This window comes from Rhodoferax sp. GW821-FHT09E07, from assembly GCF_059416145.1.
Map to the genome: position 1 here is coordinate 151,172 of NZ_JBWKOP010000003.1, position 21,377 is coordinate 172,548.

Sequence of the window (21,377 nt, forward strand, 5' to 3'; positions counted from 1 at the left end):
CGGGTTACCAAACCGCGCATCACTGTGATGTGCATTTGTCACCAAACCGCCATGGGGCCTGCGCCTAAAATCAGGCTTCAACGGCCCAACCTGCCTTTGTTCATGTTGGGCCGCCTTGTTTTCTAGCCAACCCCGGAGTTATTGCATGACCGCCGCCAAGCCTGCCACCACGCCGTCCTCACCCCACGTGATGAACACCTATGGCCGACTGCCCATCGCCCTGAGCCATGGCCAAGGCTGCCGCGTGTGGGATACCAACGGCCGCGAGTACCTGGACGCGCTGGGCGGCATTGCCGTCAACACGCTGGGCCACAACCACCCCAAGCTGGTGCCCGCGCTGCAAGACCAGGTGACCAAGCTGATCCACACCTCCAACTACTACCACGTGCCGCTGCAGGAAGAACTGGCCAAGCTGCTGGTCGAACGCTCAGGCATGACCAACGTGTTCTTTTGCTCCACCGGCCTGGAAGCCAACGAAGCCGCCCTGAAGCTGGCCCGCAAATTTGGCCATGACAAGGGCATTGAGCGCCCTGAAGTGGTGGTCTATGAAAAAGCCTTCCATGGCCGCTCCATCGCGACGCTGAGCGCCACGGGCAACCCCAAGGTGCAGGCCGGCTTTGGCCCGCTGGTGGAAGGTTTCATCCGTGTGCCGGTGAACAACATCGCGCAACTGAAAGCAGCCACCGAGGGCAACCCCAATGTGGTGGCCGTGTTCTTCGAGGCCATCCAGGGCGAAGGCGGCGTGAACCCCATGCACATGGACTACCTGCGCGACGTGCGCACGCTGTGCGACAAGCGCGACTGGCTGCTGATGATTGACGAAGTGCAGTGCGGCATGGGCCGCACCGGCAAGTGGTTTGCCCACCAGTGGGCCGGCATCCAGCCCGACGTGATGCCCTTGGCCAAAGGCCTGGGCTCTGGCGTGCCCGTGGGTGCCGTCGTGGTCGGCCCCAAGGCCGCCAGCATCTTCCAGCCCGGCAACCATGGCTCCACGTTCGGCGGCAACCCCTTGTCCATGCGTGCCGGGGTCGAGACCATCCGCATCATGGAAGCCGAGGGCCTGCTGGCCAATGCCGACAAGGTGGGCGCGCACCTGAAAGCCGCTCTGGCCAAAGCGCTGGCCACCGAGATCGCCAACGGCGGCGTGAAAGAGATCCGCGGTCAGGGCCTGATGCTGGGCATCGACCTGGCCAAGCCCTGCGGCGTTCTGGCCCAGCGCGCCGTGGATGCCGGCCTGCTGATCAGCGTGACCGCCGACACCGTGGTGCGCCTGGTGCCGCCGCTGATTCTCAGCACGGCCGAGGCCGAACAGATCGTGGCCATCCTGGCGCCGCTGATTTCTGCGCTGCTGAAGGAGTCCGCATGAACCCGGTCGTTCCCAGCACCCTGCCCCAAGGCGCGCCGCCCGTGCGGCATTACCTGCAGTTTGCCGACTTCAAGACCGAGGAATACCACTACCTGCTGGCCCGCGCGGCGCTGATCAAGAAGAAGTTCAAGAACTTCGAAAAGCACCACCCGCTGGTGGACCGTACGCTGGCCATGATCTTTGAGAAAGCCTCTACGCGCACCCGCGTGAGCTTTGAAGCCGGCATGTACCAGCTGGGTGGCAGCGTGGTGCACCTGACCACGGGCGACAGCCAGTTGGGCCGCTCCGAGCCCATCGAGGACAGCGCCAAGGTCATCAGCCGCATGACCGACATCGTGATGATCCGCACCTACGAGCAGACCAAGCTGGAAAGCTTTGCCGCCAACTCGCGCGTGCCCGTCATCAATGGCCTGACCAACGAGTTCCACCCCTGCCAGATCCTGGCCGACATCTTCACCTACATCGAACACCGTGGCCCCATCGAAGGCAAGACCGTGGCCTGGGTGGGCGACGGCAACAACATGGCCAACACCTGGCTGCAGGCGGCCGCCCTGCTGGGTTTCCACCTGCGCGTCAGCACTCCCAGCGGCTACGAAGTGAATGAAAAAACGGCCGCTGCCCCCCGCCAAATGGGCGCGGGAAGCTACAAAACCTATAGCAACCCGATGGAGGCCTGCGCCGGTGCCGACCTGGTCACTACCGATGTGTGGACCAGCATGGGCTATGAGGCCGAGAACGAGGTGCGCCGCAAGGCCTTTGCCGCCTGGTGCGTGGACCGCAAGATGATGGCCGTGGCCGCGCCCGATGCCCTCTTTATGCACTGCCTGCCCGCCCACCGCGGCGAAGAGGTGGAAGCCGAAGTGATCGACGGCCCGCAAAGCGTGGTCTGGGACGAAGCGGAAAACCGCATGCACGTGCAGAAGGCACTCATGGAATACCTGCTGCTGGGCAAGCTGTAAGGCCTGCGGCGTCCGCCGCGCAATTTCGTTCAATACAAACCGCGGCCATCGCGCAACACTCCGGGCCTTGATCAACAAGGACGGAGCGTGCAATGCCTGCAGTGTGGATATCGATGGCCCTGTTTGCTCTGGCCGGGGCCATCTCGCCGGGGCCGGTGAATGTGATTGCCTCCAGCCAGGGCGCCCGCCACGGCTTTTGGCGCGCCCTGCCCCATGTGGCGGGTGCCAGCCTTAGCTACTGTGCCGTGGTGTTGCTCATGGGTGGTGGCATGGGCTGGTTGTTGCAGACCTGGCCCGCACTCGCCACGGTGACGCAGTACGCCGGTGCGATGTACCTGCTCTACCTGGCCGCCAAGATTGCGCTGACCCCCACGCAAGCCTTGAACACTGCTGAGGCGCCCACGCAGAGTGCGCACTGGCAGCGCAATGCCATGCAAGGCGCACTCACCCAAGGGCTCAACCCCAAGGCCTGGCTGGTGGCACTCTCAGGCGTGAGCCTGTTCGTGCCTGCGGGTGAAAACGCGGGCCTACGGCTCTGGCTGTTCTGCGCCATCTCCGGGGTCGTCTGTTTCGGCTCCGTGGCCTGCTGGGCCGCACTGGGCACGTTGATCCGGCAGTGGCTGCAACCCGCCCACCACCAGCGGCTGTTCAACCGCGTGATGGCGGGGCTGCTGGTGCTCACCGTGCTGGACATGGTGGACCTGCTCTGAGCGTTTCGATTTACCATCCCCGCATGCCCGCCAGCCCCCACGTATTTACGCGCCACACCAGCCTGCCGCACCTGGAGCTGCGCACCACCACGCAGGCCAGCGACAGCTACCAGACGCACACCCATGCCGAGTATTCACTGGGCTGCATTGATGCAGGGGCTGCGATCTACACCCATGGCACGCAGGCCGTGGCGCTGCGCCGTGGCATGACCGTGATGATGGAACCCGGCCTGGCCCATGCCTGCAACCCCAGCCCGCAGCAGCCCTGGTCCTACCGCATGCTGTATGTGGACGCGCAGTGGATGCACCAGAGCTTTCTGCCGTTTGACGCCCAAGCAGCACCGCGGCAACTGGCCTTGGCGCGCCACCATAGCGACGATGCCACCATCTTCCAGGCACTGGTGGAACTGCTGGACGGCCTTACCGGCACGCCTGATCCTTTGCAGGTGGATGAGCAGTTGCTCCTATTTTTATAGCAGCATGTGCTTGTTCCACGGGGGCTAGAGCCCGAAAACTCTGTCAATCATGACGGCGTGGCCCGGGCGCGTGACCTGCTGCATGCGCGCGTGGAGCAACCCCTGGCGCTGGCCGAGCTGGCAGCGGCCAGCGGGCTCGACGGCTTTGCGCTGATCCGCAAGTTCAAGCAGGCGTACGGCCAGACGCCACACGCTTACCAGATCGACCTGCGGCTGAACCGGGCCAAGCAGTTGCTCAAACAGGGCGCGGCCCTGGCCGACGTGGCCCACCAGATGGGCTTTGCCGACCAGGCGCACTTCCAGCGCCACTTCAAAAACCGCCACGGCACCACGCCCAAAAACTACCAGGGCGACCTGGGCGCCGCTGCATCCCATGGCTGAATCGGCCTGCACATCTTGCGGCGCTTGCTGCGCCTGTTTTCGCGTGGAGTTTTCGGTCTACGAGATGGCTTTTGCAGGCGGAACCGTGCCGGCCGAACTGGCCGACGAGGTCAACGGCAACACCTGGCGCATGCGGGGCACCGGCACTGTGCCCATCCGTTGCACGGCACTCACCGGCACCGTGGGCGAACAGGTGGGCTGCAGCATCTACCCGCTGCGGCCCGCCCCTTGCCACGCACTGTCGGAAGGCAGCGAGGGTTGCAAGCGGGCACGGGCCAAGCTAGGCTTGCCCGCGCTCGACGCGCTTTAGCGCATCAGGTCTTCAATCGCGTCCACCACCATGCTGGTGCCCACGGCAATCAACAAAATGTCATTCGCCACACGCACGTACTTGTAGCCCGCAGGCGGCGCACCCAGCTTCACGATGACCGGATTGGGCAAAGGGTAGAAAACCACATCCCTGGGCAATGGCTGACCCCGGGACCATTTCTTGGCCTGGCCGGGGGGCATACAGCCATTGTTCTTTTTGGCGAGCCCGGGCGGGCAGAAGCCCTTGGCTTTCTGGCCGCCGTAATAGTCCTGCGCAGCCCGGCGCTGGTCATCACGAAAATAGCTACCGACCCGAACGTCCACCGATGGACCCTGCTCCTGCCGGTGGTCTTCTTCGCCGTGCTTGCCCTTGCCTTTGCCGGCCCAGTCCGGCTTGCCCGCGTGGGCAGCGCAGCTCAACAGCAGACAGGCCAGCCCCCAGGTTGCTGCACGTGCGGACCATGGGAAAGAAACTCTACGATGATCCATGACGGCTCCTTGTGGTTCTGCAAAACATGCATTGTGAACGTGTTGGCGCAACGGCTCAGCCCAACGGAACCGGCAGGTCCGCCATCTGCCCCTTGAATTCCTGCAGCGAAAAATGCGACTGCACCTGCCGCACGCCCGGCAGGCGGTGCAGCTTGCGTTGCAACAGCTCGGAATAGTGGTCCAGATCGCGCGCCACGAGCCCCACCAAAAAGTCTGCCTGTCCCGAGATCGCGTGGAACTGCACCACCTCGGGAATCTCGGACACCGCCTGCACAAAAGCCTGGGACGATGTCTCGTTCTGGTGATCAATACCGATCAACACAAACGCCAGCACGCTGTAACCCAGCGCCCGCCGGTCCAGCGCGGCGTGGTAACCCTTGATGGTGCCGTTGTCTTCCAACTGCTTGACCCGCCGCCACGTTGGCGACTGAGACAGATTGGCGGCTTGCGCCAGCTCGCCCGAGGTCAGGCGAGCGTTGTCCTGCAGGGCCCGCAGCAGCAGCCGATCGGCTTTGTCAGTCACTTGTTGCATAAGTTATTTCAAAAAACCACTTTAAAAGACTAATTTAGTCCATTTTTTAAATTCTAAAGATTAGATATCAACATTCCAAAGCTCTCAACACATAATTTCCAAAAACCAGCCCCTCCTACACCATGGCCACACCCCTCACCTTGAACGACTGCCGCGTCCGCGATGCGGCCGACACCCTGCGCCCCCTGCGCGACCTGTTCGACATTCCCCAGGGCGTGATCTACCTGGACGGCAACTCCCTGGGCGTGATGCCCAAAACCGCTGCCGCACGCGCCGCTGAAGTGGTCACCCAGGAATGGGGCCACGGCCTGATCCGCTCGTGGAACACGGCCGGCTGGTTCAGCCTGCCGCAGCGCCTGGGCAACCGCATCGCCCCGCTGATTGGTGCCGATGCCGACGAAGTGGTGGCCACCGATACCACCTCCATCAACCTGTTCAAGGTGCTATCCGCCGCGCTGTCCATTGCCGCGCAAGACGCGCCGCAGCGCAAACTCATCGTCAGCGAGCACAGCAACTTCCCCACCGACCTCTACATCGCCGAAGGCCTGTGCAAGGAGCGCGGCTACACGCTCAAGCTGGTGGAGCCGGAGGAGATTGCCGACGCACTGACGGCCGACGTGGCCGTGCTGATGCTCACCCACGTGAACTACCGCACCGGCGCCATGCACGACATGCCCGCTGTGACCGCCGCGGCCCACGCCGCCGGCGCGCTCATGGTGTGGGACCTGGCGCACAGTGCAGGCGCCGTGCCCGTCACGCTCAAGGCGTCCAACGCCGACTTCTCCATTGGCTGCGGCTACAAGTACCTGAACGGCGGCCCCGGCGCACCGGCCTTTGTGTGGGTGCACCCCAAACATGCGGATCGCTTCTGGCAGCCGCTGTCTGGCTGGTGGGGCCACGCGGCACCGTTCGCCTTCACGCCCGACTACCAGCCCGCCCCCGGCATCACGCGTTACCTGTGTGGCACCCAGCCCATCGTGAGCATGTCGTTGCTGGGCTGTGGTCTGGAAGGCTTTGAAGCGGCCGACAAACTGGGTGGCATGGCGGCGCTGCGCACCAAGTCGCTGGCGCTGACAGACCTGTTTATCCAACTGGTGGAAGAGCGCTGCCAGGGCTATGGCCTGGGCCTGGCCACCCCGCGTGCCCACGCCCAGCGCGGCTCGCAGGTCTGCATCACCCGTGATGAAGGCGCGTTTGCCATCGTGCAGGCGCTGATTGCGCGTGGCGTGATTGGTGACTTCCGTGCGGGTGATGGCGGCAAGCACAAGGACATCCTGCGCTTCGGCTTGACGCCGCTATACATCGGGTTTGAAGATGTGTGGAATGCCGTGGAGCACCTGCGCCAGGTGCTGGAAACTGGCGAATGGCAGAAGCCCGAGTTCAACCAGAAACATGCGGTGACCTGAGATGAGCACGCCCTCCAACGGATGCCCTATGCACGCTGCCTCGGCCGGCGAATCCATCGTCGCAGAAGAGAAGGCCCAGCTCGACTTCAGCCAGAGCATGAGCTACGGTGACTACCTGCAGATCGACACCATCCTGTCGGCGCAGAAGCCGCTTTCGCCCACGCATGACGAGCTGCTCTTCATCATCCAGCACCAGACCAGCGAGCTGTGGATGAAGCTCATGCTGCACGAGCTGACGGCCACCATCGCGCACATTGCGCAGGACGACCTGCCGCCCGCGTTCAAGATGCTGGCGCGTGTGAGCAAGATCATGGAGCAGCTGGTCCACGCCTGGGACGTGCTGGCCACCATGACGCCGCCGGAGTACACCGCCATGCGGCCCTACCTGGGCGCCAGCAGCGGCTTTCAGAGCTTTCAGTACCGCTGCATCGAGTTCTCGCTGGGCAACAAGAACGCCGCCATGCTCAAGCCCCACGCCCATGCGCCCGAGCGTCTGGCGCTGGTGCAGGCCGCGTACGCAGCGCCCTCGCTGTACGACGAAGCCCTCAAGCTGATGGCCCGCCGCGGCATTGCCGTGCCCGCCAGCCACCTGCAACGCGACTGGACCCAGCCCTATGTGGCCGACGCGGGTGTGGAAGCGGCCTGGTTGCAGGTGTACCGTGCGCCGCGTGAACACTGGGACCTGTACCAGCTGGCCGAAGAGCTGACCGACCTGGAAGACGCCTTCCGACTCTGGCGCTTCCGCCATGTGACCACGGTGGAGCGCGTGATCGGCTTCAAGCGTGGCACGGGTGGTACCGGTGGCGTGAGCTATCTGCGCAAGATGCTGGACGTGGTGCTGTTCCCTGAAATCTGGTCGCTGCGTACGGCGCTCTAGACGGATTGAAGGCCAAATAGGCCTCTAGCCCCCGTGGAATATGCGCAAGTAGCTATTTATTTGGTAGCAATCAACGGAAACAGCGCGTCATCCATTTCGGCGCCATCGGGCAACCTGTCGGCCAGACCGGTGAACGGGGGCGAGGTGCGCCAGCTGCGCACCGCGTGGCGCGCGTCGTCGCCCAGGTAGCGGGCCGAGAACACGCGCCGCCGCGTGCCGGGCCCCACGCCGCTGCTGGCGTGCAGCGTGAGCATGTGGAAGGCCACGGCATCGCCCGGCTGCAGCGCCCAGCCCAGTTGTTCAAACTGGTCGGGATGCGCGTCGATCTGCGGCAGCTCGGCCAGGGCGCCTTCGGGGAACCATTTGGCCTGCTGGTCGCGGAAGGTGCGCGGCATGTACCAGGTACCGGCATGTGAGCCCGCCACAAAGCGCAGCGTGCTCTCCAGCGGCACCGGGTCCACCGGAATCCAGAAGCTCACGTTCTGCCGGCCTGCCACGTTGTAGTAGGGCTGGTCCTGGTGCCAAGGCGTGGGCTGCCGCGTGCCGGGCTCTTTGACCAGCAGGTGGTCGTGGTAGATGCGCACCGTGTCGCTCTGCATCAGTTGCGCGGCCACACGGGGCAAGGCGCTGTGTTGCATCACCTCGGCATAGTCGGGGTTGTGCTGCCAGGTGCAAAAGTCTTCGACAAACTTGCCCGGGTCATCGGCCTGGCTGGCCACCAGGGCCAGCGGACTCAGGTGCGCCAGGTTGTGCTCGATGCCGCGCGCCAGCGTGGCGACCTCTTCCGACGTGAGCACACCGCGCAGCACCACGGCGCCCTGACGCGCGTAATCCTGCACGGTGGCAGCGGGCAACGCGTAGGCGTTGTGCATGCTTGGCATTCAGGTGCGGCGGTTCACCGCCTGGCGGATGGCGCCCAGCAGCAGGTCCAGGTCTTCTTCGCGGGTGCGGTGGTTCACAAAGGCGACCCGAATGGCCGTCTTGCCGCCCACGCGCGTGGTGGACGGCACGGCAATGCCGGACTCCTGCACGTCGGCCACCACATCGGCATTGAACGCATCCAGATCCGGCACATCGGCCAATACACGGAAGCACACCACATTCAGCGTCACGGGTGCCAGCAGCTCCAGCGAGGCATCTGCCCCCACACGCTTGGCCAACTGCTGTGCCAGCGCACAGTTGCTGGCCACCACCTGGCCCAGCTTGTCGGTGCCATAGGTTTTCAGCGTCATCCACACCTTGAGCGCGCGAAAACCGCGCGACAGGTCCGGCCCAAAGTCGGTAGGCCAGGGGTGGTTGCCCGCCAGGCCGCGCGCGCTGCGCTGCAGATAGGCCGGCTGCGTGGCAAAAGTGGACGCATGCAGCGCGGCGTCGCGCACCAGAATGCAGCCCGCGTCGTAGGGCACCTGGGCCCATTTGTGAAAATCAAACGCCACCGAATCTGCACCGCTGAGCCCCGCCACCAGATGCCGCTGCGCTGGCGACAGCATGGCCAGCGCACCAAAGGCGGCATCCACATGGAACCACAGGCCCTGCGCCCGCGCGAGTGCGGACAAGGCCACCAGGTCATCCACGGCGCCCGTGTCCACCGTGCCCGCGCTGCCAATCACCATGAAGGGTTGCAGGCCCGCGGCACGGTCTTTGGCAATGGCGGCTTGCAGTACGTCCATGTCCATGCGATGGCATGCATCCAGCGTGATCAGGCGCAGTGCCTCGCTACCCAGGCCCGCCATGTCCATCGCACGCGCTACGCAGTTGTGGGCCTCGATCGAGGTATAGGCCACCAGCGGCTGGCCTTGCAGGCCCTGCTGGCGCACCGCGGTGCCCAGCGCCCGCGTGCGCGCCACCAGCACCGCAATCAGGTTGGCCATGGAGGTGCCGGTAACCAGCACGCCGCTGGCATCCTGCGGAAAACCCAGCATCTGCGCCGCCCAGCGGATCACCTGGCGCTCCACCTCGATGGGAGCGTGGTCGCGCCCGCCCAGGTTGGGGTTGGTGGCTGCGGTCAGCAGCTCGGCCAGCATGCCCACGGGGTTGCCACCGCCCTGCACCCAGCCCACAAAGCGCGGGTGGATGTTGCCGCTGCCATAGGGCTGCACCAGTGTCTGAAAGTCGTGGTACACCGCGGCCAGGTCGCCGGGCGCCGTGGGCACATCGCCGCTGCGCAGCGCGTGGCGCACATCAGTCGGCATGGGCTGCCACACCGGCGCATCACGCAGGCCAGCCAGCATGTCCACCATGTCGTCCAGCATGCGGTGCCCCATCTGGCGCACCGCGTTCCAGTCGGTCGGGTCCAGGCTGTCTGCCGCCTGGAAAGGCGTGTTGGCGGGTTGTGCCATCGCCTCAGGCCACGGCCGCCGTGAACGCGATCTCCAGCAGGTAGTCAGGGCTGGCCATTTCGGCGCTCACGCAAACACGCACCGGTGCGCAGCCCGCGGGCAGCCAGGCCTGCCACGCGGCGTTGAATGCCGCACGGTCTGCCATGTGCTTGAGGTAAATCGTGGCGATCAGCAAGCGGCCCGAGTGGCTACCCGCAAGCGCCAACGTGCGCCCGGCCTGGGCAAACACGGCCTGGGCCTGGGTGGTGATATCGGTTCCGCTTTCGGGCACTTCCACAAAGTACACCGTGCCGTTGTGCACCACGGCGTCGGACCAGGAGGGTTGGGGGGCAATGCGCTGGATGTCTGGAGCTGTCATGCCGTGAATTTTAGGTTCTGCATGCTGGGCACGTACTCGACAGAAATCCACTGCGCAATCACCTCGGGCGTCATGCTCTCGGGGTGGCCCGCCTCTTCGCTCACGCGCGCCACTTCTTCGGCCCCGGTCAGGGTCCCCACAAACATCTGCAGCACCGCCTGCAAGCCGCCCTGTGCCAGCGCCATGTCGCCCAATGCCTTGAGCGCCTCCCAGGCTTGGGCTTCTGAGGCTTCACGCGTGGAAATGTAGGGAGTAGACATATAAACGGCGGGCTGAAATGACGATGGCGCAAGTCTAAACGGCGTGGGCTGCGCAAACACCATGCGTTGGACTGGCGGGGGGCTAGAGCCAGCCGTTGTCCACAAATTCCATGACGGAGTAGCTGCGGTTATCCAGCGGGTGGGCCTGTACCGCGGCCACAATGCGGGCCACGCCGTCAGCGTAGGGCGAGTCACCGTAGACCCGAGTTTCGAACTGCAGGCTGCACTCGCCATCCTGGATCAGGATGCGGTGGTAGGCGTGGCGAGCCAGGTGCGCCTCTGGAATCTGCAGTTCATCCCGTTGCACCGCTGCCTGTCGCACCGATTGGATGTCGCTGTCCTGCAAGCCCAGCGACTGCGCCATGTTCACGGCGGTGCCAGGCACCGAGGTCTTGCCGGCCTGGTGCGACTCAGTGAGCTGGATGGTGTGGTTCTGAAACAGGTGCCCGCTCTTGGCCAGCATGGCCATGAACTTGAGCATCAGGATGTTGGTGTTGGGGCACACCACCACCGGAAAGCTGTGCTGCGCAGACTCCAGCGCAGACCCCGTGGACAGTTCGATCAGGGGCGACTGCGTGTCCGCACAGTAGGCAGTGACAGCGGCGAGCTCTCGGCCGGAACCCGCGTGGATGACCACAGACTTGTCCGCACCCTGGGTCCGGTCTGCCCACGAAGAGACCTGCCCCCCGCTGTCTGGCTTGAGCGAATGGAGCAGTTCGGTGGCCAGCTTGCCAGTCCCGACGACGATGATTTGCATGAGATGGTTCAGATTGGTAGCACGGAGGGTTGCCCATTCTAGGCACGCCCCGCATTTGCCTGGGACGAACGCCGCGGCCGTTACGCGTATCGAAACCAATCAGCGGCAATTCCATTTAGTGCACAAGGTTTATTTCATGCAACTACATTAGTTACATGAAATCAAACAATCAATTATCCGACGTCCTCCATGTGCTGCTGCACATGGCCGAGGGCGAAGGCCCGGCCACCTCGGAGGCGCTGGCCGCCGCCATGCAGACCAACCCCGTGGTGCTGCGCCGCCTGATGGGCGGCCTGCGTGAAGCCGGGTTTGTGGTGTCTGCCAAAGGCCATGGCGGCGGCTGGGTGCTGTCATGCGACATGGACCGCATCACGCTGGGCGACGTGTACCAGGCACTGGGTGCGCCACCGCTGGTGTCGCTGGGCTTTAGAGAAGACAACCCCACCTGCCTGGTGGCCCAGGCCGTGAACGACGCCCTGGCTGGCGCCGCGCAGGAGGCCGAGGCCCTGCTGCTCAAGCGCTTTGGCGCCGTCACCCTGGCCACGCTCTCCAAGGACTTTCACCGCCGCATGGCGCAGCACAAAGCATCGGGCCATGCGGGCCACCACCATCTGAAGGAACACAGCGCATGAAGCACATAGCCTTTGCCGTCATCGGCGGCAGCTACGCCGGCTTGTCTGCCGCCCTGCAACTGGCCCGCGCGCGCCGCAACGTGCTGGTGGTAGACGCCGGCCAGCGCCGCAACCGTTTTGTGGACGCCGCGGGCGAAACATCGCACGGCTTTTTGACGCAAGACGGCCGCGCACCGGCCGAGATAGCCGCCGACGCCCGCGAGCAGCTGATGAACTACCCCAACGTGGAATGGATGCACGGCACAGCAGACGAGGCCCGCGTGGCCAGCAACGGCCGGCTGGAATTCCGCGTGGGCAGCGAGCGCATCAGCGCCCACCGCCTCATCCTGGCCACCGGCGTGCGCGACGAACTGCCGCCCGTGCCCGGCCTGGCCGAGCGCTGGGGCCGCAGCATCTTCCACTGCCCGTATTGCCATGGCTACGAGATGAACGCCGGCCCCATCGGCATCATCGCCGCGTCACCCTTGGCGCTGCACCACGCGCTCATGCTGCCGGACTGGGGCAGCCCCACGCTGTTTCTGAACGGCGCCTACACGCCCAGCGACGAAGACCTGGCCGCCATCGCCCGCCGCGGCACACAGATAGAAGCGACGCCCATTGCGCGCATAGACGGCCATGCCGACGTGGTGCTGCAAGACGGCCGCACCATCCGCTTGAACGGCCTATTCACCCAGCCACGCACGCTGCTGAGCAGCCCCATGGCCGTGCAACTGGGCTGCGCGCTGGAAGACGGCCCTATGGGCATGTTCATCAAGGTGGATGACTTCAAGGCCACCAGCGTGCCAAATGTGTTTGCGTGTGGGGATGCCGCGCGGGCGGCGGGGAACGTGACGTTAGCCGTGGCGGATGGGGCGATGGCGGGGTTTGGGGCGCATCGGGGGTCGATGGGTTGAGGTGAAATTGCCACGGGAGAGATAAAGGTTGAGTCCCAGAACTGGACTGCCTCCACGCCGCACCTAAAATCAGCTTACCAAATACCTCAGCAACACACAAACAACAATAGATTGGTTGAAATGGAAAATTACGCCATCGCTGCTGTCAGACATTGGAAAGACGCTGAATTGCTTGAACGTGAAAATCGCATTGAAAACGCGGACCATCACTATGGGTTTGCAGCCGAATGCGCCATAAAAAAGGTGTTGATAGCGTACCCTGCTTTTTCAACATCTGGGGTGTTAAGTGCATCGTACAAACAACACATCAATGTGCTCTGGGATAAGGTAGGGCACCAGAGTCTGCAAAAGGCCTATCCAAAATTAGTTGCAATATTAAAAACGCCTAACCACTTCTCCGACTGGGACGTCAATCAGCGCTATTTTTCAAATGGAAATGTAACCGAGCCAACATTGGCGTCGCATAAGAAAGTTGCAAGTCGGTTGTTTGGTGCTGTCAATTTATCTGGCGAAAGACGTGCATGACACAAATCAAATTTGATGAAGCTATTTCTAGCGTACGGGATCTTCTCGCGAAAAAATTGAGCCCAAATGTCGATGTCACTCTGGTACGAGACAGCTTTGGTGCGTTGACTGTGGTGATACCCAACAATGTGATATCAGAAGCAGATGATAGAAACACTTTAGCCAATCAACTGCATAAATCTTTGGGAGCCTATAGCGCAGGAAACAACCAAGTCTTGTTGCAGGAAAGCGATTTGATTGACCCTGCAGATGTCTTGGACTCACCGGATCGAATCCGCCTACACGATGCCCACAATATATGGCTAGTGGATCGCTTATTAACCAATCAGGATTGGCTACGTGCCTCCCTAGTTGAGCATTCGCCGCTGCCAACAGCAGTTGCATTTAGCATTAAAGGTGGCGTTGGAAGAACAACAGCTTTTGCGCTTTGGGCGTGGTCTCTCGCGCGCGCAGGAAAAAACGTAGTTCTCGTAGACCTCGATTTAGAAGCACCAGGTGTAGCGGGGCTTCTACTAAATAAAGATCGCCTACCCGACTATGGTTTAGCCGACTGGCTTGTTGAGGCCTTAGTTGGGCAAGCTGATGAGCCGTTATTACTTGAATGCCTCGTCGATTGCGATTTAGCACGTAATGAGCCAGGAAAAATTCGTGTATTGCCTGCATTTGGCAAGAAGACCAAGGAGTATGTTAATAAACTTGGGCGCATTTACATGCCTACATTTTCCAGTGAGACTGGACAGTTTCTTGGATTAGCTGATCGTTTACTGGTACTACTGCAGCAATTGTCTGATCTGCAAGATCGCCCAGATTTAGTTTTGCTCGACAGCAGAGCGGGGTTGCACGATATTGGGGCAGCTGCAGTCACTCGTTTGGGTGCTGAGGTTTTCTTGTTTGCACGCGATGACTATCAGAGCTGGCAGGCCTACCGTCAGCTGTTCGAACATCTAAGCAATTCACGCAGCGTAGCTGTTGGCATGAATGACTCTGACTTGCGCTGGAAACTGAAAATGGTTGGGGCCCAATTAGAGCCTTCCGAATCCGCTCAACGGCGCTTTACTGATACTTGCTATAGCGTTTGGAGCGATGCTCTATACGATGCCGGTGTTACCAATGCTGAAGAGGAAACCTTAAAGAACTCCCAACTACCTGTACCTGTAGTTTTTGAATTGAGTCAGGATAACGCCCCTCACGCACCACTGTTCGTTCATTTTGATTCCAGTGTTAAAGGTTTTGACTTAATCCAAAGTGAAAATCGACCAGATTGGCGCGCCATCGACGCGACATTTGGTAAGTTTTTTGCTGACGCTACTGCGCGCATGTTTCCGGATGAAACGGTCGCTGGGCAGACATAATATGAAACAACCTACGTTCTCCTTTGATGCTGTAAGCATTCGCCAGGCACTTATCGATTTGCCCTTAGTTTCTGCAAAGGAAGATCTTCATCCACCTCAACCATCAGAAATTTACGTTCCATCACTACACAACAAAGCCTTGCTGCAAGAAGTCAGCATTGTTGAAGGTATGCGTGGAGCTGGCAAAAGCTTTTGGACAGCTGCACTTTTGGACGATGACACTCGTCAACTTATTTCTGACGTAGTGCACGTCCAAAAACTAGGCCAACTAATTGTAAAAATTGGTTTTGGCATGAGTTTAGACAATGATGCATTTCCGACTGCAAAGCGAGTGACATCACTGATGAATAGTGGATGCACTGCGGACGACATATGGCGTTCTGTTTTGCTCAGGCAATTGCTTGAAGCTCTAGGAAAACCAAAGCCATTCAACAACGATGTAGATTCCGCAGCATTTTGGGTTAAAGACAATCGAGATGCGGCGGACAATCATCTGACCGCTTGTGATCGAGATTTGGTCCAGCAAGGAAAAATATTCCTGCTGCTTTTTGATTCACTGGACAAAGTGGCAGCAGACTGGGCGCATATTCGTCTATTACTTTCCTCAGCTCTTCAGCTCGGTTTGGAATGTCGCACTCGTCGTGCTATCCGATTCAAGTTTTTTCTACGCACTGACATGGTAGAAGAAGACGATGAAGTATGGCGATTTGCGGACAGCTCAAAATTGCTGCATAGCAAGGAAACACTGACTTGGCGACCCAACGATTTATTTGGACTTGTCTTAATGCATCTAGCCAACTCTGGGTCAGTTGGAGCAACATTCCGCCAAGAGATTAGCAATAAAACTCACTCTGAATTTGAGAGTGTTGGTGGTACATATTCACTTCCTCCCGGTCTGACGGCTCGAGAACAGCCGTTGCGGAGTATTGTTGAGGCCTTGGCAGGTCCATGGGTTGGCACTAACGCTAAGCGCGGCTTCACCTTCACTTGGATTCCGACACATTTATCAGATGCCAAAGGCCGTCTCAGTCCTCGAAGTATTCTTTTGGCTTTCAACAAAGCGGCTCAGTGGACAAAAGATCGGTATCCCGATCACCCAACCGCTTTGCACTACGAAGGTATTCAACAGGGCGTCGTTGAAGCTTCCAAAATCAGGATTAGCGAGATTAAAGAAGACTACCCTTGGGTTGGGCCGCTGCTTGATGCACTGGATGGTGCAACGGTTCCTTTGACAATAGGTGAACTGACGAAGCGATGGACTGATAGTTGTATTCGGGCGTCTCTCGACGCCGCCACTCAAAATGAGCGACTCCCTCCGCGTCGCTACACCAGTGACCCCCATCGTAAAGGCGATTTACAAGCATTAGTTGATGACTTAATTGAGTTGGCTGTTCTCTATCGCACCGAAGATAGGCGACTCAACATGCCGGACATATTTCGCATCGGCTTCGGCATCAAGCGGCAGGGCGGAGTAAAACCACCGCGTTGAATCGGATCTACTGTACTGACATAGCTCAGAGAGAGTTCATTTCGCCACCCGCCAAAGCATTCCCAAAACTCCTCCCGCAGACTCCGTTGCATCACCACGCAAAAGGAGTCCCCATGCCCATCACCTGCTTTATCCGCTACGAAATCGACCCATTCCAGAAAGACCAGTTCACGGCCTACGCCAACAGCTGGGCGCGCATCATTCCCCGCCTGGGTGGGCATTTGCTGGGTTACTTTGTGCCGCACGAGGGCAGCAACTACGAGGCGTGGGGACTGATCTCGTTCTCTAGCCTGGCGGCGTATGAGGCCTACCGCCAGCGCCTGCGCGAGGACGACGAGGCGGTTGCCAACTTTGCGTTTGCGCAGCGCGAGCGTTTCATCCTGAAAGAGGAACGCACCTTCCCCCAGCCGGTGCCCGCCAGCTACCTGCAGGTGCCCACGGGCTATATTGAAGCGGTATGACTTCTCCCTCCCCCGCCCCGTTTGAACCCCGGCTGGCCAGCGTGGCTGCGGTGATTGCCGACGCCACACGCGCCCGCATGCTCAGCTACCTGCTGTCTGGCGAATACGCCAGCGCGGGGGAACTGGCACGGGCCGCGTCCGTATCGCCAGCCACGGCCAGCGGGCACCTGGGCAAGCTGATGGCCGCGGAGCTGCTGGTGTGCGAGCAGCGCGGGCGGCACCGCTACTACAAGCTGGCCGACGACGAGGTGGCCCACGCGCTGGAGGCGGTGGCGCTGATGGCCGAGCGCCGCACCCACACCGCCGCCTGGGCCAACCCCACGCGCCAGCGGCTGCGCTTTGCGCGCTGCTGCTACGGACACCTGGCGGGGCAACTGGGGGTGGAGATGTTTTCGCAGCTGCTGTCCAAGGAATGGCTCAGCCCCGCGGGAGATGGCTACCTGCTCACCGCCCAAGGCAAGGCCGGGCTGGATGCGATGGGCTTTGCGGTGGACGGCATGGACAAACCCGCTGCATCCACCCGCCTGGCCTACCGCTGCCTGGACTGGTCCGAGCGCCGCGACCACATGGCCGGCAAGCTGCCCAAGGCGCTGCTGGCGCACTGCCTGCAGCACGGCTGGCTGCGCCGCCATGAAGGCGAACGCGCGCTGGAGGTGACGCCACTGGGGCGCAAGCACCTGGCGGGGTTGCTGCCTTCGGTCAACGCGTTATGAAGGAAATACGCCGCTAGCCCCCGTCGAATATGCGCTAGCAGCTACTAAATCAATAGCGTTTTTCAGAGGAGAGCGTATTTTGTAGGCTCCCTTTGGCGTCAGCCCAGGTAGGGGCGCTCCGTCACCAGCAGTGCCTTTTTGGCAAAGTCTCGCCAAGCGGCTGGCGCCTTGCGGCCCATCACAATCACCCCCACCACATAGGCTTGCGCGCGCATCTGGGGCAGCACGTTTTCCAGGGCCTTGTCTGCCTGCGCCGTGTCCTGGGTCGTCTGCATGATTTCCACAAACTTGCGCAGCGGCAGCGCCTCCTGGTTCGGGTCCGCTTTCAGCTGGGCCAGCAGCGGTTCGGCATTGCGCTGGTGGCGCAACGCCAGGCCCAGCGCACTCCAAAACACGTCGCCGTCCATGCCCTGATTGGGCGCAAGCGTCAGGCTGCGCTCGATGAGGTCGGCGGGCGCGCCTTCCGATGCAGCGATCAGCCGCAGGGCGCGCTCATTGCCGGTGGCAGCTTTCCAGCGTTTGGCCGCGCTATCCACCTGACCACGGTTTAGATCGAAGTAGATCCTGGCGGTGTCGCCCTCTGACATGCCCTCGCCCGTTTCAAGAATGCGGTTGGTCCGCAAGGCAGCGGATTTGGGCAGGAGGTCCTGCACATTGGCATTGGCGCCCTGCGACAACCGCCGCACGCGCGCCAAGTCCGCCGCGGCCTGCTCTGCCAGCGTGGCCTTGCCCACCGCGACCCCGTAGGCCTTGGCGGACTCTGGCCAATTGCCCACAGCGGCAAAGTCGTACCCGGCTGCATACGCAAACCAGCCGTTGTCGGGATGGTTTTTGTAGCCTGTCTTGAAGGCCGCTTCGCGCGCGGGGCCTGGCTCCATGCAGCGCACCGCAAGGTATTGCAGGTCTGCGTTGTCCGCGTGCTGGCCGGCCAGCGCCGTCTGCCGTGCACACGTGGCCGGGCGACTGCCAGCGATTTCCTGTTCGGCGCGCAAGGACACGATATCGAGCGGGTTGTCGGCCAGTCTGCCCTGGAGAATGGCCGGGTACTCCGGCAAGCTGGAGGCCAGGCCGACCCAACCCATCAGGTTGGCCGACTCCGGCGCGTCCCAGCGGGCGTGGGCAAAAATCAGAGCGTTGCGCGTGCGCTCTGTTTCCGTGTTGCCCAGGTTGCTGTGCATCGACGTGTCAGGCGGTGCACTCAGCACCGTGCGTGTACCGCCGCCGCCCTTGGTCTGGATGCTTTGGGGTGGCTCGGCCAGCACCACTTGCACGGAGGTGGGAAACCACCGCCCGTAGTCGACTTCGTGTGCCGGTGATCCGATGGAGGTGCCGTAGCCCACTGTCCACTCCAACAGAGGGCTGGCCTGGGCAATGTTGTAGACATACTGCCCGCTGATGATGTCGGGGGTCTCCTTGAAGGACTCGATCTCCTTGCCATCCTTGGTGCGGGCAGAAACCAGCAGGGCCTTGTCCAGATCCAGCTGAATACTATCGGTGCCCCCTGCGGGGAGCGACACCGCATGCTCGCCTACGTGTGCAATCACGCTGCGGTCCAGGCCGTTGTGAATCCACAGCGTCGCCGTGCCCACGCTGGCACTCATGCCCATCAAGCCGCCAATGATGCCGCCAGCCACCAGGAATCGGGCCGTCCCGGGGACCCAGCCATCGGCCACCTGGAAGCGCGACCACCAGTCCAGCTTGGTTTGCAGGGGCCGCTCTTGTCCCACCACAAAGGTCGAATAGTTGGCAGGCACACTGGGGGCTGCGGGTGCAGCGCCCAGTTGCTCGCGGTCACCCGCGGCGGCGTGCAGGCGGTTTTCGGTCACCAGCAGTTGGTCCAGCGCGGCGCGGCGCATGCGCCCCAAGGCTGGGTTGTACGATTGCACCCAGCCATCAATGACCTTGATCCACTCGCCGATATTTGTCTCCCCGGGGGCCCCCAGGGTGAAGGTCTCCAGCATGGACGTCCAGTCAGCCACACCTGCCAGCTTCAGAGTGGCTTCGTCCACGATGACGGAGCTACGGCCGTTGTCGATCTCCTGCAACAAGCGGTACAGATCGGCGGCTTTGTCCACGATGCGCTTGCGCTCGTCATCGTTGACCTTGCGTTTGGCCGTGACCATGGCGACCACATTGGCCAGCGCGCCGTGCGCATCAGCAATGTTGGCCTGCAGGTGTTCCGTGTAGTGCACCAGCGACAGCAGTCCGCGCAGGTAGGCATCCCAGTCCTCGCCTGCCTTGCGGGCCTGGGCACGGGCTGCTGCCCGGCACAGGGAGTCGTGGGCCACAAGCCGCGCATTCAGGGCATCTATTTCCTGCCCAATGGTGCGCAAGGTGGCGCTGATGTCTTTGCGCTTGATGGTGTCGCCGCGGAAGCGGATCAAACCGTCCACGCCCTTCGCCGTGCCATCCTTGATGGCAGTCAACTGCGCGCGTTCACCCAGCAGGACATCCAGCTGCCGCAGGTCCGACTGCAGCGAATCGGGATAGATGGCGGAGAAGGTAGCGCCCTCCTCTGCATACAGGTCATACACCTGCGCCGCATGCCGCGTGACGGAGCGGGACAGGTAGCAGCCCCGGTAGATGCGCTGGTAAGACTCACGGCCATATTCCACCTCCAGCGCAGCCAGCGACTCCTCCCGGCTGGCCACCGGCAACGGGGGATCGATGGACGCTGCCATGTCAGAGCACTGCTTCAACTTCAGCGCCTCGGGGTCGCGGAAGAGGCTCCATGCGGATTCTTCGTCCAATGGCACTGGCAGGTAGATCTGCTTGGCATTGGCCTCGCGCTCATGGTTGAGCGGGTGGCTTGCCCACATGCGCGACCCCTGCACGGCTTGCAGCTCGAAGACGCGATGCGCCGCCGGGTCACCGCTGGGGCGGGCAGGTTCACCGTAGGTCGGGTCGTCCAGGATGTCGCGCAACTTGGCGATGATGCGCGTCTGGATGTCGAACAGGTCGGCGGTTACACGGCCAGCTTTCAATTCAGCGTTGGCAAATGCCAAGGCCCTGTCCCACGCCGCATCGGCAGACTGGATTCGGTAGAGGGCGTTGATCAGGGCATCGCTGCCCGTGAGGCTGACCGACACGCGGTCGGCTTGGAATTCCATCTCGCGCGACAGTGCGCGCTCTGCTGCCAGAACCACCTTGAAGAAGGTGTCGACGATGGACCGGATGGCCCACACCACCACCGACAGAACCCAGCCCACCCAGGCAATACGCACATCAATCCTAGACAGGCTGCGAAGGAAATCGTCCAGGCTATCCCGCTTTGCCACCACATGCGCCGCAATCTGCTGGGCGATGTAGACCCAGCGGCCGACTGCCATGGAGCGCTGGGCGAAATGTCCAAATTCATGGGCCAGCACGGCCTTGAACTCCGAAGCATTCAATACGTTCACCAAAGGCAGGCCAATCTCCAGGTTCTTCTGCGACGGGAACACCAGGTTCAACAGGGTGAGGTCATAAAACACCGCTGCATTGACCCGGGACGACAGAAACACCTTGCGTGGCCGGGGGGCGCGCGCCTCATCTGCCAGGCGGTAGAGGAATGCAAACAGCTCAGGCTGTTCGTCCTGCTTGACCTCCGCAAGACCCTCGGTACTGTTGCGTTTGACGAACCAGATGGCCTTGAGCATGAAGAGCGCAACAAAGCCGGCTGCAAGACCGCCCAGAAAAAGCCAGACACCATCATTTGGTGACCGTGCACTGGCGCGTATTAGCGCATAGCACTTCCAGATAAACCAACCGGAGAGTGAAAAGTAAAACACGACAAAGGACAGCAGCGCAAGCAACGCAGCCCAGGCGTGTCGCCGGTAGGCCGGGGTGGCCTTGACCAGTTCTTCTGGATAGGCCTGTGGCCCGGCTGGATAGTTCAACTCCATGAAATCCTCTCCCTGAGTTTTTTATTAATGAATACCCAAAGCTAGTTTAGCCATGTCATCCAGCGGCACCGATGGCTGGCGCACGCCCATAGCAGGAGGGAAATTACGCGCAGCGACTACGAGAGTTTCTTATTGACGAAATGTGCCGTTAGCCCTCTTGGAATAAGCGCGCGCAGCTTCTGTTTTGATAGCAATCGTGCACGGCATCC

The 21,377-nt window shown here is 61.6% G+C and carries 23 protein-coding genes; 15 read left to right on the forward strand and 8 right to left on the reverse strand.

Annotated elements, in window-relative coordinates:
• Positions 1 to 145 precede the first annotated feature (145 nt).
• The 6 genes from AC07OE_RS06465 (at position 146) to AC07OE_RS06490 (ending at position 4,202) form a co-directional block, all read left to right on the forward strand.
• Positions 146 to 1,366 (forward strand): aspartate aminotransferase family protein, encoded by a 1,221-nt coding sequence (locus tag AC07OE_RS06465; RefSeq protein ID WP_495069737.1) that lies wholly within the window; start codon positions 146 to 148, stop codon positions 1,364 to 1,366.
• Positions 1,363 to 2,325, forward strand: a complete 963-nt coding sequence (argF, locus tag AC07OE_RS06470; RefSeq protein WP_495069738.1) for an ornithine carbamoyltransferase — start codon at positions 1,363 to 1,365, stop codon at positions 2,323 to 2,325. The genes AC07OE_RS06465 and argF overlap by 4 nt, the downstream gene beginning before the upstream one ends.
• 92 nt (positions 2,326 to 2,417) lie before the next feature.
• On the forward strand, positions 2,418 to 3,035 hold the full coding sequence (locus tag AC07OE_RS06475; RefSeq protein ID WP_495069739.1) for a LysE family translocator: 618 nt from the start codon (positions 2,418 to 2,420) through the stop codon (positions 3,033 to 3,035).
• A gap of 23 nt (positions 3,036 to 3,058) precedes the next feature.
• The gene (locus AC07OE_RS06480) at positions 3,059 to 3,511 is read left to right on the forward strand and encodes an AraC family ligand binding domain-containing protein (protein WP_495069740.1); all 453 of its coding nucleotides are present in this window, start codon (positions 3,059 to 3,061) and stop codon (positions 3,509 to 3,511) included.
• 57 nt (positions 3,512 to 3,568) lie between these two features.
• On the forward strand, positions 3,569 to 3,892 hold the full coding sequence (locus AC07OE_RS06485) for a helix-turn-helix transcriptional regulator (protein ID WP_495069741.1): 324 nt from the start codon (positions 3,569 to 3,571) through the stop codon (positions 3,890 to 3,892).
• A complete protein-coding gene (locus AC07OE_RS06490) occupies positions 3,885 to 4,202 on the forward strand; it encodes a YkgJ family cysteine cluster protein (RefSeq protein WP_495069742.1) in 318 nt (105 codons plus the stop codon). The genes AC07OE_RS06485 and AC07OE_RS06490 overlap by 8 nt, the downstream gene beginning before the upstream one ends.
• Here the strand turns inward: AC07OE_RS06490 and AC07OE_RS06495 are convergent.
• Together AC07OE_RS06495 and AC07OE_RS06500 are read right to left on the reverse strand one after the other, a co-directional pair.
• Positions 4,199 to 4,690, reverse strand: a complete 492-nt coding sequence (locus AC07OE_RS06495) for a hypothetical protein (protein WP_495069743.1) — start codon at positions 4,688 to 4,690, stop codon at positions 4,199 to 4,201. The two genes, AC07OE_RS06490 and AC07OE_RS06495, sit on opposite strands and share 4 nt — an antisense overlap.
• 55 nt (positions 4,691 to 4,745) lie before the next feature.
• Positions 4,746 to 5,222 carry an Lrp/AsnC family transcriptional regulator gene (locus tag AC07OE_RS06500; RefSeq protein WP_495069744.1) on the reverse strand — a complete coding sequence of 159 codons (477 nt, stop codon included), beginning with the start codon at positions 5,220 to 5,222 and terminating at the stop codon, positions 4,746 to 4,748.
• A gap of 122 nt (positions 5,223 to 5,344) precedes the next feature.
• On the opposite strand from AC07OE_RS06500, the gene kynU reads away from it, so the two are divergent.
• Positions 5,345 to 6,628 (forward strand): kynureninase, encoded by a 1,284-nt coding sequence (kynU, locus tag AC07OE_RS06505; RefSeq protein WP_495069745.1) that lies wholly within the window; start codon positions 5,345 to 5,347, stop codon positions 6,626 to 6,628.
• 28 nt (positions 6,629 to 6,656) lie between these two features.
• Positions 6,657 to 7,505 carry a tryptophan 2,3-dioxygenase gene (gene kynA, locus AC07OE_RS06510; RefSeq protein ID WP_495069746.1) on the forward strand — a complete coding sequence of 283 codons (849 nt, stop codon included), beginning with the start codon at positions 6,657 to 6,659 and terminating at the stop codon, positions 7,503 to 7,505.
• A 56-nt stretch (positions 7,506 to 7,561) separates the two neighbouring features.
• Here the strand turns inward: kynA and AC07OE_RS06515 are convergent, their stop codons facing one another.
• The 5 genes from AC07OE_RS06515 to AC07OE_RS06535 form a co-directional block, all read right to left on the reverse strand.
• Positions 7,562 to 8,386 (reverse strand): phytanoyl-CoA dioxygenase family protein, encoded by an 825-nt coding sequence (locus tag AC07OE_RS06515; protein WP_495069747.1) that lies wholly within the window; start codon positions 8,384 to 8,386, stop codon positions 7,562 to 7,564.
• A complete protein-coding gene (locus AC07OE_RS06520; RefSeq protein ID WP_495069748.1) occupies positions 8,387 to 9,844 on the reverse strand; it encodes a pyridoxal phosphate-dependent decarboxylase family protein in 1,458 nt (485 codons plus the stop codon).
• 4 nt (positions 9,845 to 9,848) lie between these two features.
• Entirely contained in the window at positions 9,849 to 10,202 is a 354-nt protein-coding gene (locus AC07OE_RS06525; RefSeq protein WP_495069749.1) for a RidA family protein, read from the reverse strand.
• Positions 10,199 to 10,462: a hypothetical protein gene (locus tag AC07OE_RS06530; protein ID WP_495069750.1), complete on the reverse strand. Its 264-nt coding sequence runs from the start codon at positions 10,460 to 10,462 to the stop codon at positions 10,199 to 10,201. The genes AC07OE_RS06525 and AC07OE_RS06530 overlap by 4 nt, the downstream gene beginning before the upstream one ends.
• 82 nt (positions 10,463 to 10,544) lie before the next feature.
• Positions 10,545 to 11,219 carry a dihydrodipicolinate reductase gene (locus tag AC07OE_RS06535; protein ID WP_495069751.1) on the reverse strand — a complete coding sequence of 225 codons (675 nt, stop codon included), beginning with the start codon at positions 11,217 to 11,219 and terminating at the stop codon, positions 10,545 to 10,547.
• Between the two features lie 155 nt (positions 11,220 to 11,374).
• Here AC07OE_RS06535 and AC07OE_RS06540 point away from each other — a divergent pair, with 155 nt between their 5' ends.
• From AC07OE_RS06540 to AC07OE_RS06570, 7 genes are all read left to right on the forward strand, one after another.
• Complete coding sequence (locus tag AC07OE_RS06540; protein WP_495069752.1) at positions 11,375 to 11,851, forward strand: Rrf2 family transcriptional regulator; 477 nt, start codon at positions 11,375 to 11,377, stop codon at positions 11,849 to 11,851.
• The gene (locus AC07OE_RS06545; protein ID WP_495069753.1) at positions 11,848 to 12,744 is read left to right on the forward strand and encodes an NAD(P)/FAD-dependent oxidoreductase; all 897 of its coding nucleotides are present in this window, start codon (positions 11,848 to 11,850) and stop codon (positions 12,742 to 12,744) included. Before AC07OE_RS06540 ends, AC07OE_RS06545 begins: the two co-directional genes overlap by 4 nt.
• A gap of 120 nt (positions 12,745 to 12,864) precedes the next feature.
• Positions 12,865 to 13,269, forward strand: coding sequence for a hypothetical protein (locus AC07OE_RS06550; protein ID WP_495069754.1), 405 nt, complete (start codon positions 12,865 to 12,867; stop codon positions 13,267 to 13,269).
• On the forward strand, positions 13,266 to 14,621 hold the full coding sequence (locus AC07OE_RS06555; protein ID WP_495069755.1) for a KGGVGR-motif variant AAA ATPase: 1,356 nt from the start codon (positions 13,266 to 13,268) through the stop codon (positions 14,619 to 14,621). Before AC07OE_RS06550 ends, AC07OE_RS06555 begins: the two co-directional genes overlap by 4 nt.
• A gap of 1 nt (position 14,622) precedes the next feature.
• Positions 14,623 to 16,110: a hypothetical protein gene (locus AC07OE_RS06560; RefSeq protein WP_495069756.1), complete on the forward strand. Its 1,488-nt coding sequence runs from the start codon at positions 14,623 to 14,625 to the stop codon at positions 16,108 to 16,110.
• Between the two features lie 113 nt (positions 16,111 to 16,223).
• A complete protein-coding gene (locus tag AC07OE_RS06565; protein WP_495069757.1) occupies positions 16,224 to 16,571 on the forward strand; it encodes an NIPSNAP family protein in 348 nt (115 codons plus the stop codon).
• Positions 16,568 to 17,284, forward strand: coding sequence for an ArsR/SmtB family transcription factor (locus AC07OE_RS06570; RefSeq protein ID WP_495069758.1), 717 nt, complete (start codon positions 16,568 to 16,570; stop codon positions 17,282 to 17,284). The genes AC07OE_RS06565 and AC07OE_RS06570 overlap by 4 nt, the downstream gene beginning before the upstream one ends.
• 98 nt (positions 17,285 to 17,382) lie before the next feature.
• Here AC07OE_RS06570 and AC07OE_RS06575 read toward each other — a convergent pair whose 3' ends face one another.
• Complete coding sequence (locus AC07OE_RS06575; protein ID WP_495069759.1) at positions 17,383 to 21,168, reverse strand: M48 family metallopeptidase; 3,786 nt, start codon at positions 21,166 to 21,168, stop codon at positions 17,383 to 17,385.
• Positions 21,169 to 21,377 lie beyond the last annotated feature (209 nt).

What these genes read in the sequence shown, in the direction of transcription:
- AC07OE_RS06465 (WP_495069737.1), top strand. Translation starts at nt 146, where the DNA reads ATGACCGCCGCCAAGCCTGCCACCACGCCGTCCTCACCCCACGTGATG.
- argF (WP_495069738.1), top strand. Translation starts at nt 1,363, where the DNA reads ATGAACCCGGTCGTTCCCAGCACCCTGCCCCAAGGCGCGCCGCCCGTG.
- AC07OE_RS06475 (WP_495069739.1), top strand. Translation starts at nt 2,418, where the DNA reads ATGCCTGCAGTGTGGATATCGATGGCCCTGTTTGCTCTGGCCGGGGCC.
- AC07OE_RS06480 (WP_495069740.1), top strand. Translation starts at nt 3,059, where the DNA reads ATGCCCGCCAGCCCCCACGTATTTACGCGCCACACCAGCCTGCCGCAC.
- AC07OE_RS06490 (WP_495069742.1), top strand. Translation starts at nt 3,885, where the DNA reads ATGGCTGAATCGGCCTGCACATCTTGCGGCGCTTGCTGCGCCTGTTTT.
- AC07OE_RS06495 (WP_495069743.1), bottom strand. Translation starts at nt 4,690, where the DNA reads ATGGATCATCGTAGAGTTTCTTTCCCATGGTCCGCACGTGCAGCAACC.
- AC07OE_RS06500 (WP_495069744.1), bottom strand. Translation starts at nt 5,222, where the DNA reads ATGCAACAAGTGACTGACAAAGCCGATCGGCTGCTGCTGCGGGCCCTG.
- kynU (WP_495069745.1), top strand. Translation starts at nt 5,345, where the DNA reads ATGGCCACACCCCTCACCTTGAACGACTGCCGCGTCCGCGATGCGGCC.
- kynA (WP_495069746.1), top strand. Translation starts at nt 6,657, where the DNA reads ATGCACGCTGCCTCGGCCGGCGAATCCATCGTCGCAGAAGAGAAGGCC.
- AC07OE_RS06515 (WP_495069747.1), bottom strand. Translation starts at nt 8,386, where the DNA reads ATGCCAAGCATGCACAACGCCTACGCGTTGCCCGCTGCCACCGTGCAG.
- AC07OE_RS06520 (WP_495069748.1), bottom strand. Translation starts at nt 9,844, where the DNA reads ATGGCACAACCCGCCAACACGCCTTTCCAGGCGGCAGACAGCCTGGAC.
- AC07OE_RS06525 (WP_495069749.1), bottom strand. Translation starts at nt 10,202, where the DNA reads ATGACAGCTCCAGACATCCAGCGCATTGCCCCCCAACCCTCCTGGTCC.
- AC07OE_RS06530 (WP_495069750.1), bottom strand. Translation starts at nt 10,462, where the DNA reads ATGTCTACTCCCTACATTTCCACGCGTGAAGCCTCAGAAGCCCAAGCC.
- AC07OE_RS06535 (WP_495069751.1), bottom strand. Translation starts at nt 11,219, where the DNA reads ATGCAAATCATCGTCGTCGGGACTGGCAAGCTGGCCACCGAACTGCTC.
- AC07OE_RS06540 (WP_495069752.1), top strand. Translation starts at nt 11,375, where the DNA reads ATGAAATCAAACAATCAATTATCCGACGTCCTCCATGTGCTGCTGCAC.
- AC07OE_RS06545 (WP_495069753.1), top strand. Translation starts at nt 11,848, where the DNA reads ATGAAGCACATAGCCTTTGCCGTCATCGGCGGCAGCTACGCCGGCTTG.
- AC07OE_RS06550 (WP_495069754.1), top strand. Translation starts at nt 12,865, where the DNA reads ATGGAAAATTACGCCATCGCTGCTGTCAGACATTGGAAAGACGCTGAA.
- AC07OE_RS06555 (WP_495069755.1), top strand. Translation starts at nt 13,266, where the DNA reads ATGACACAAATCAAATTTGATGAAGCTATTTCTAGCGTACGGGATCTT.
- AC07OE_RS06560 (WP_495069756.1), top strand. Translation starts at nt 14,623, where the DNA reads ATGAAACAACCTACGTTCTCCTTTGATGCTGTAAGCATTCGCCAGGCA.
- AC07OE_RS06565 (WP_495069757.1), top strand. Translation starts at nt 16,224, where the DNA reads ATGCCCATCACCTGCTTTATCCGCTACGAAATCGACCCATTCCAGAAA.
- AC07OE_RS06570 (WP_495069758.1), top strand. Translation starts at nt 16,568, where the DNA reads ATGACTTCTCCCTCCCCCGCCCCGTTTGAACCCCGGCTGGCCAGCGTG.
- AC07OE_RS06575 (WP_495069759.1), bottom strand. Translation starts at nt 21,168, where the DNA reads ATGGAGTTGAACTATCCAGCCGGGCCACAGGCCTATCCAGAAGAACTG.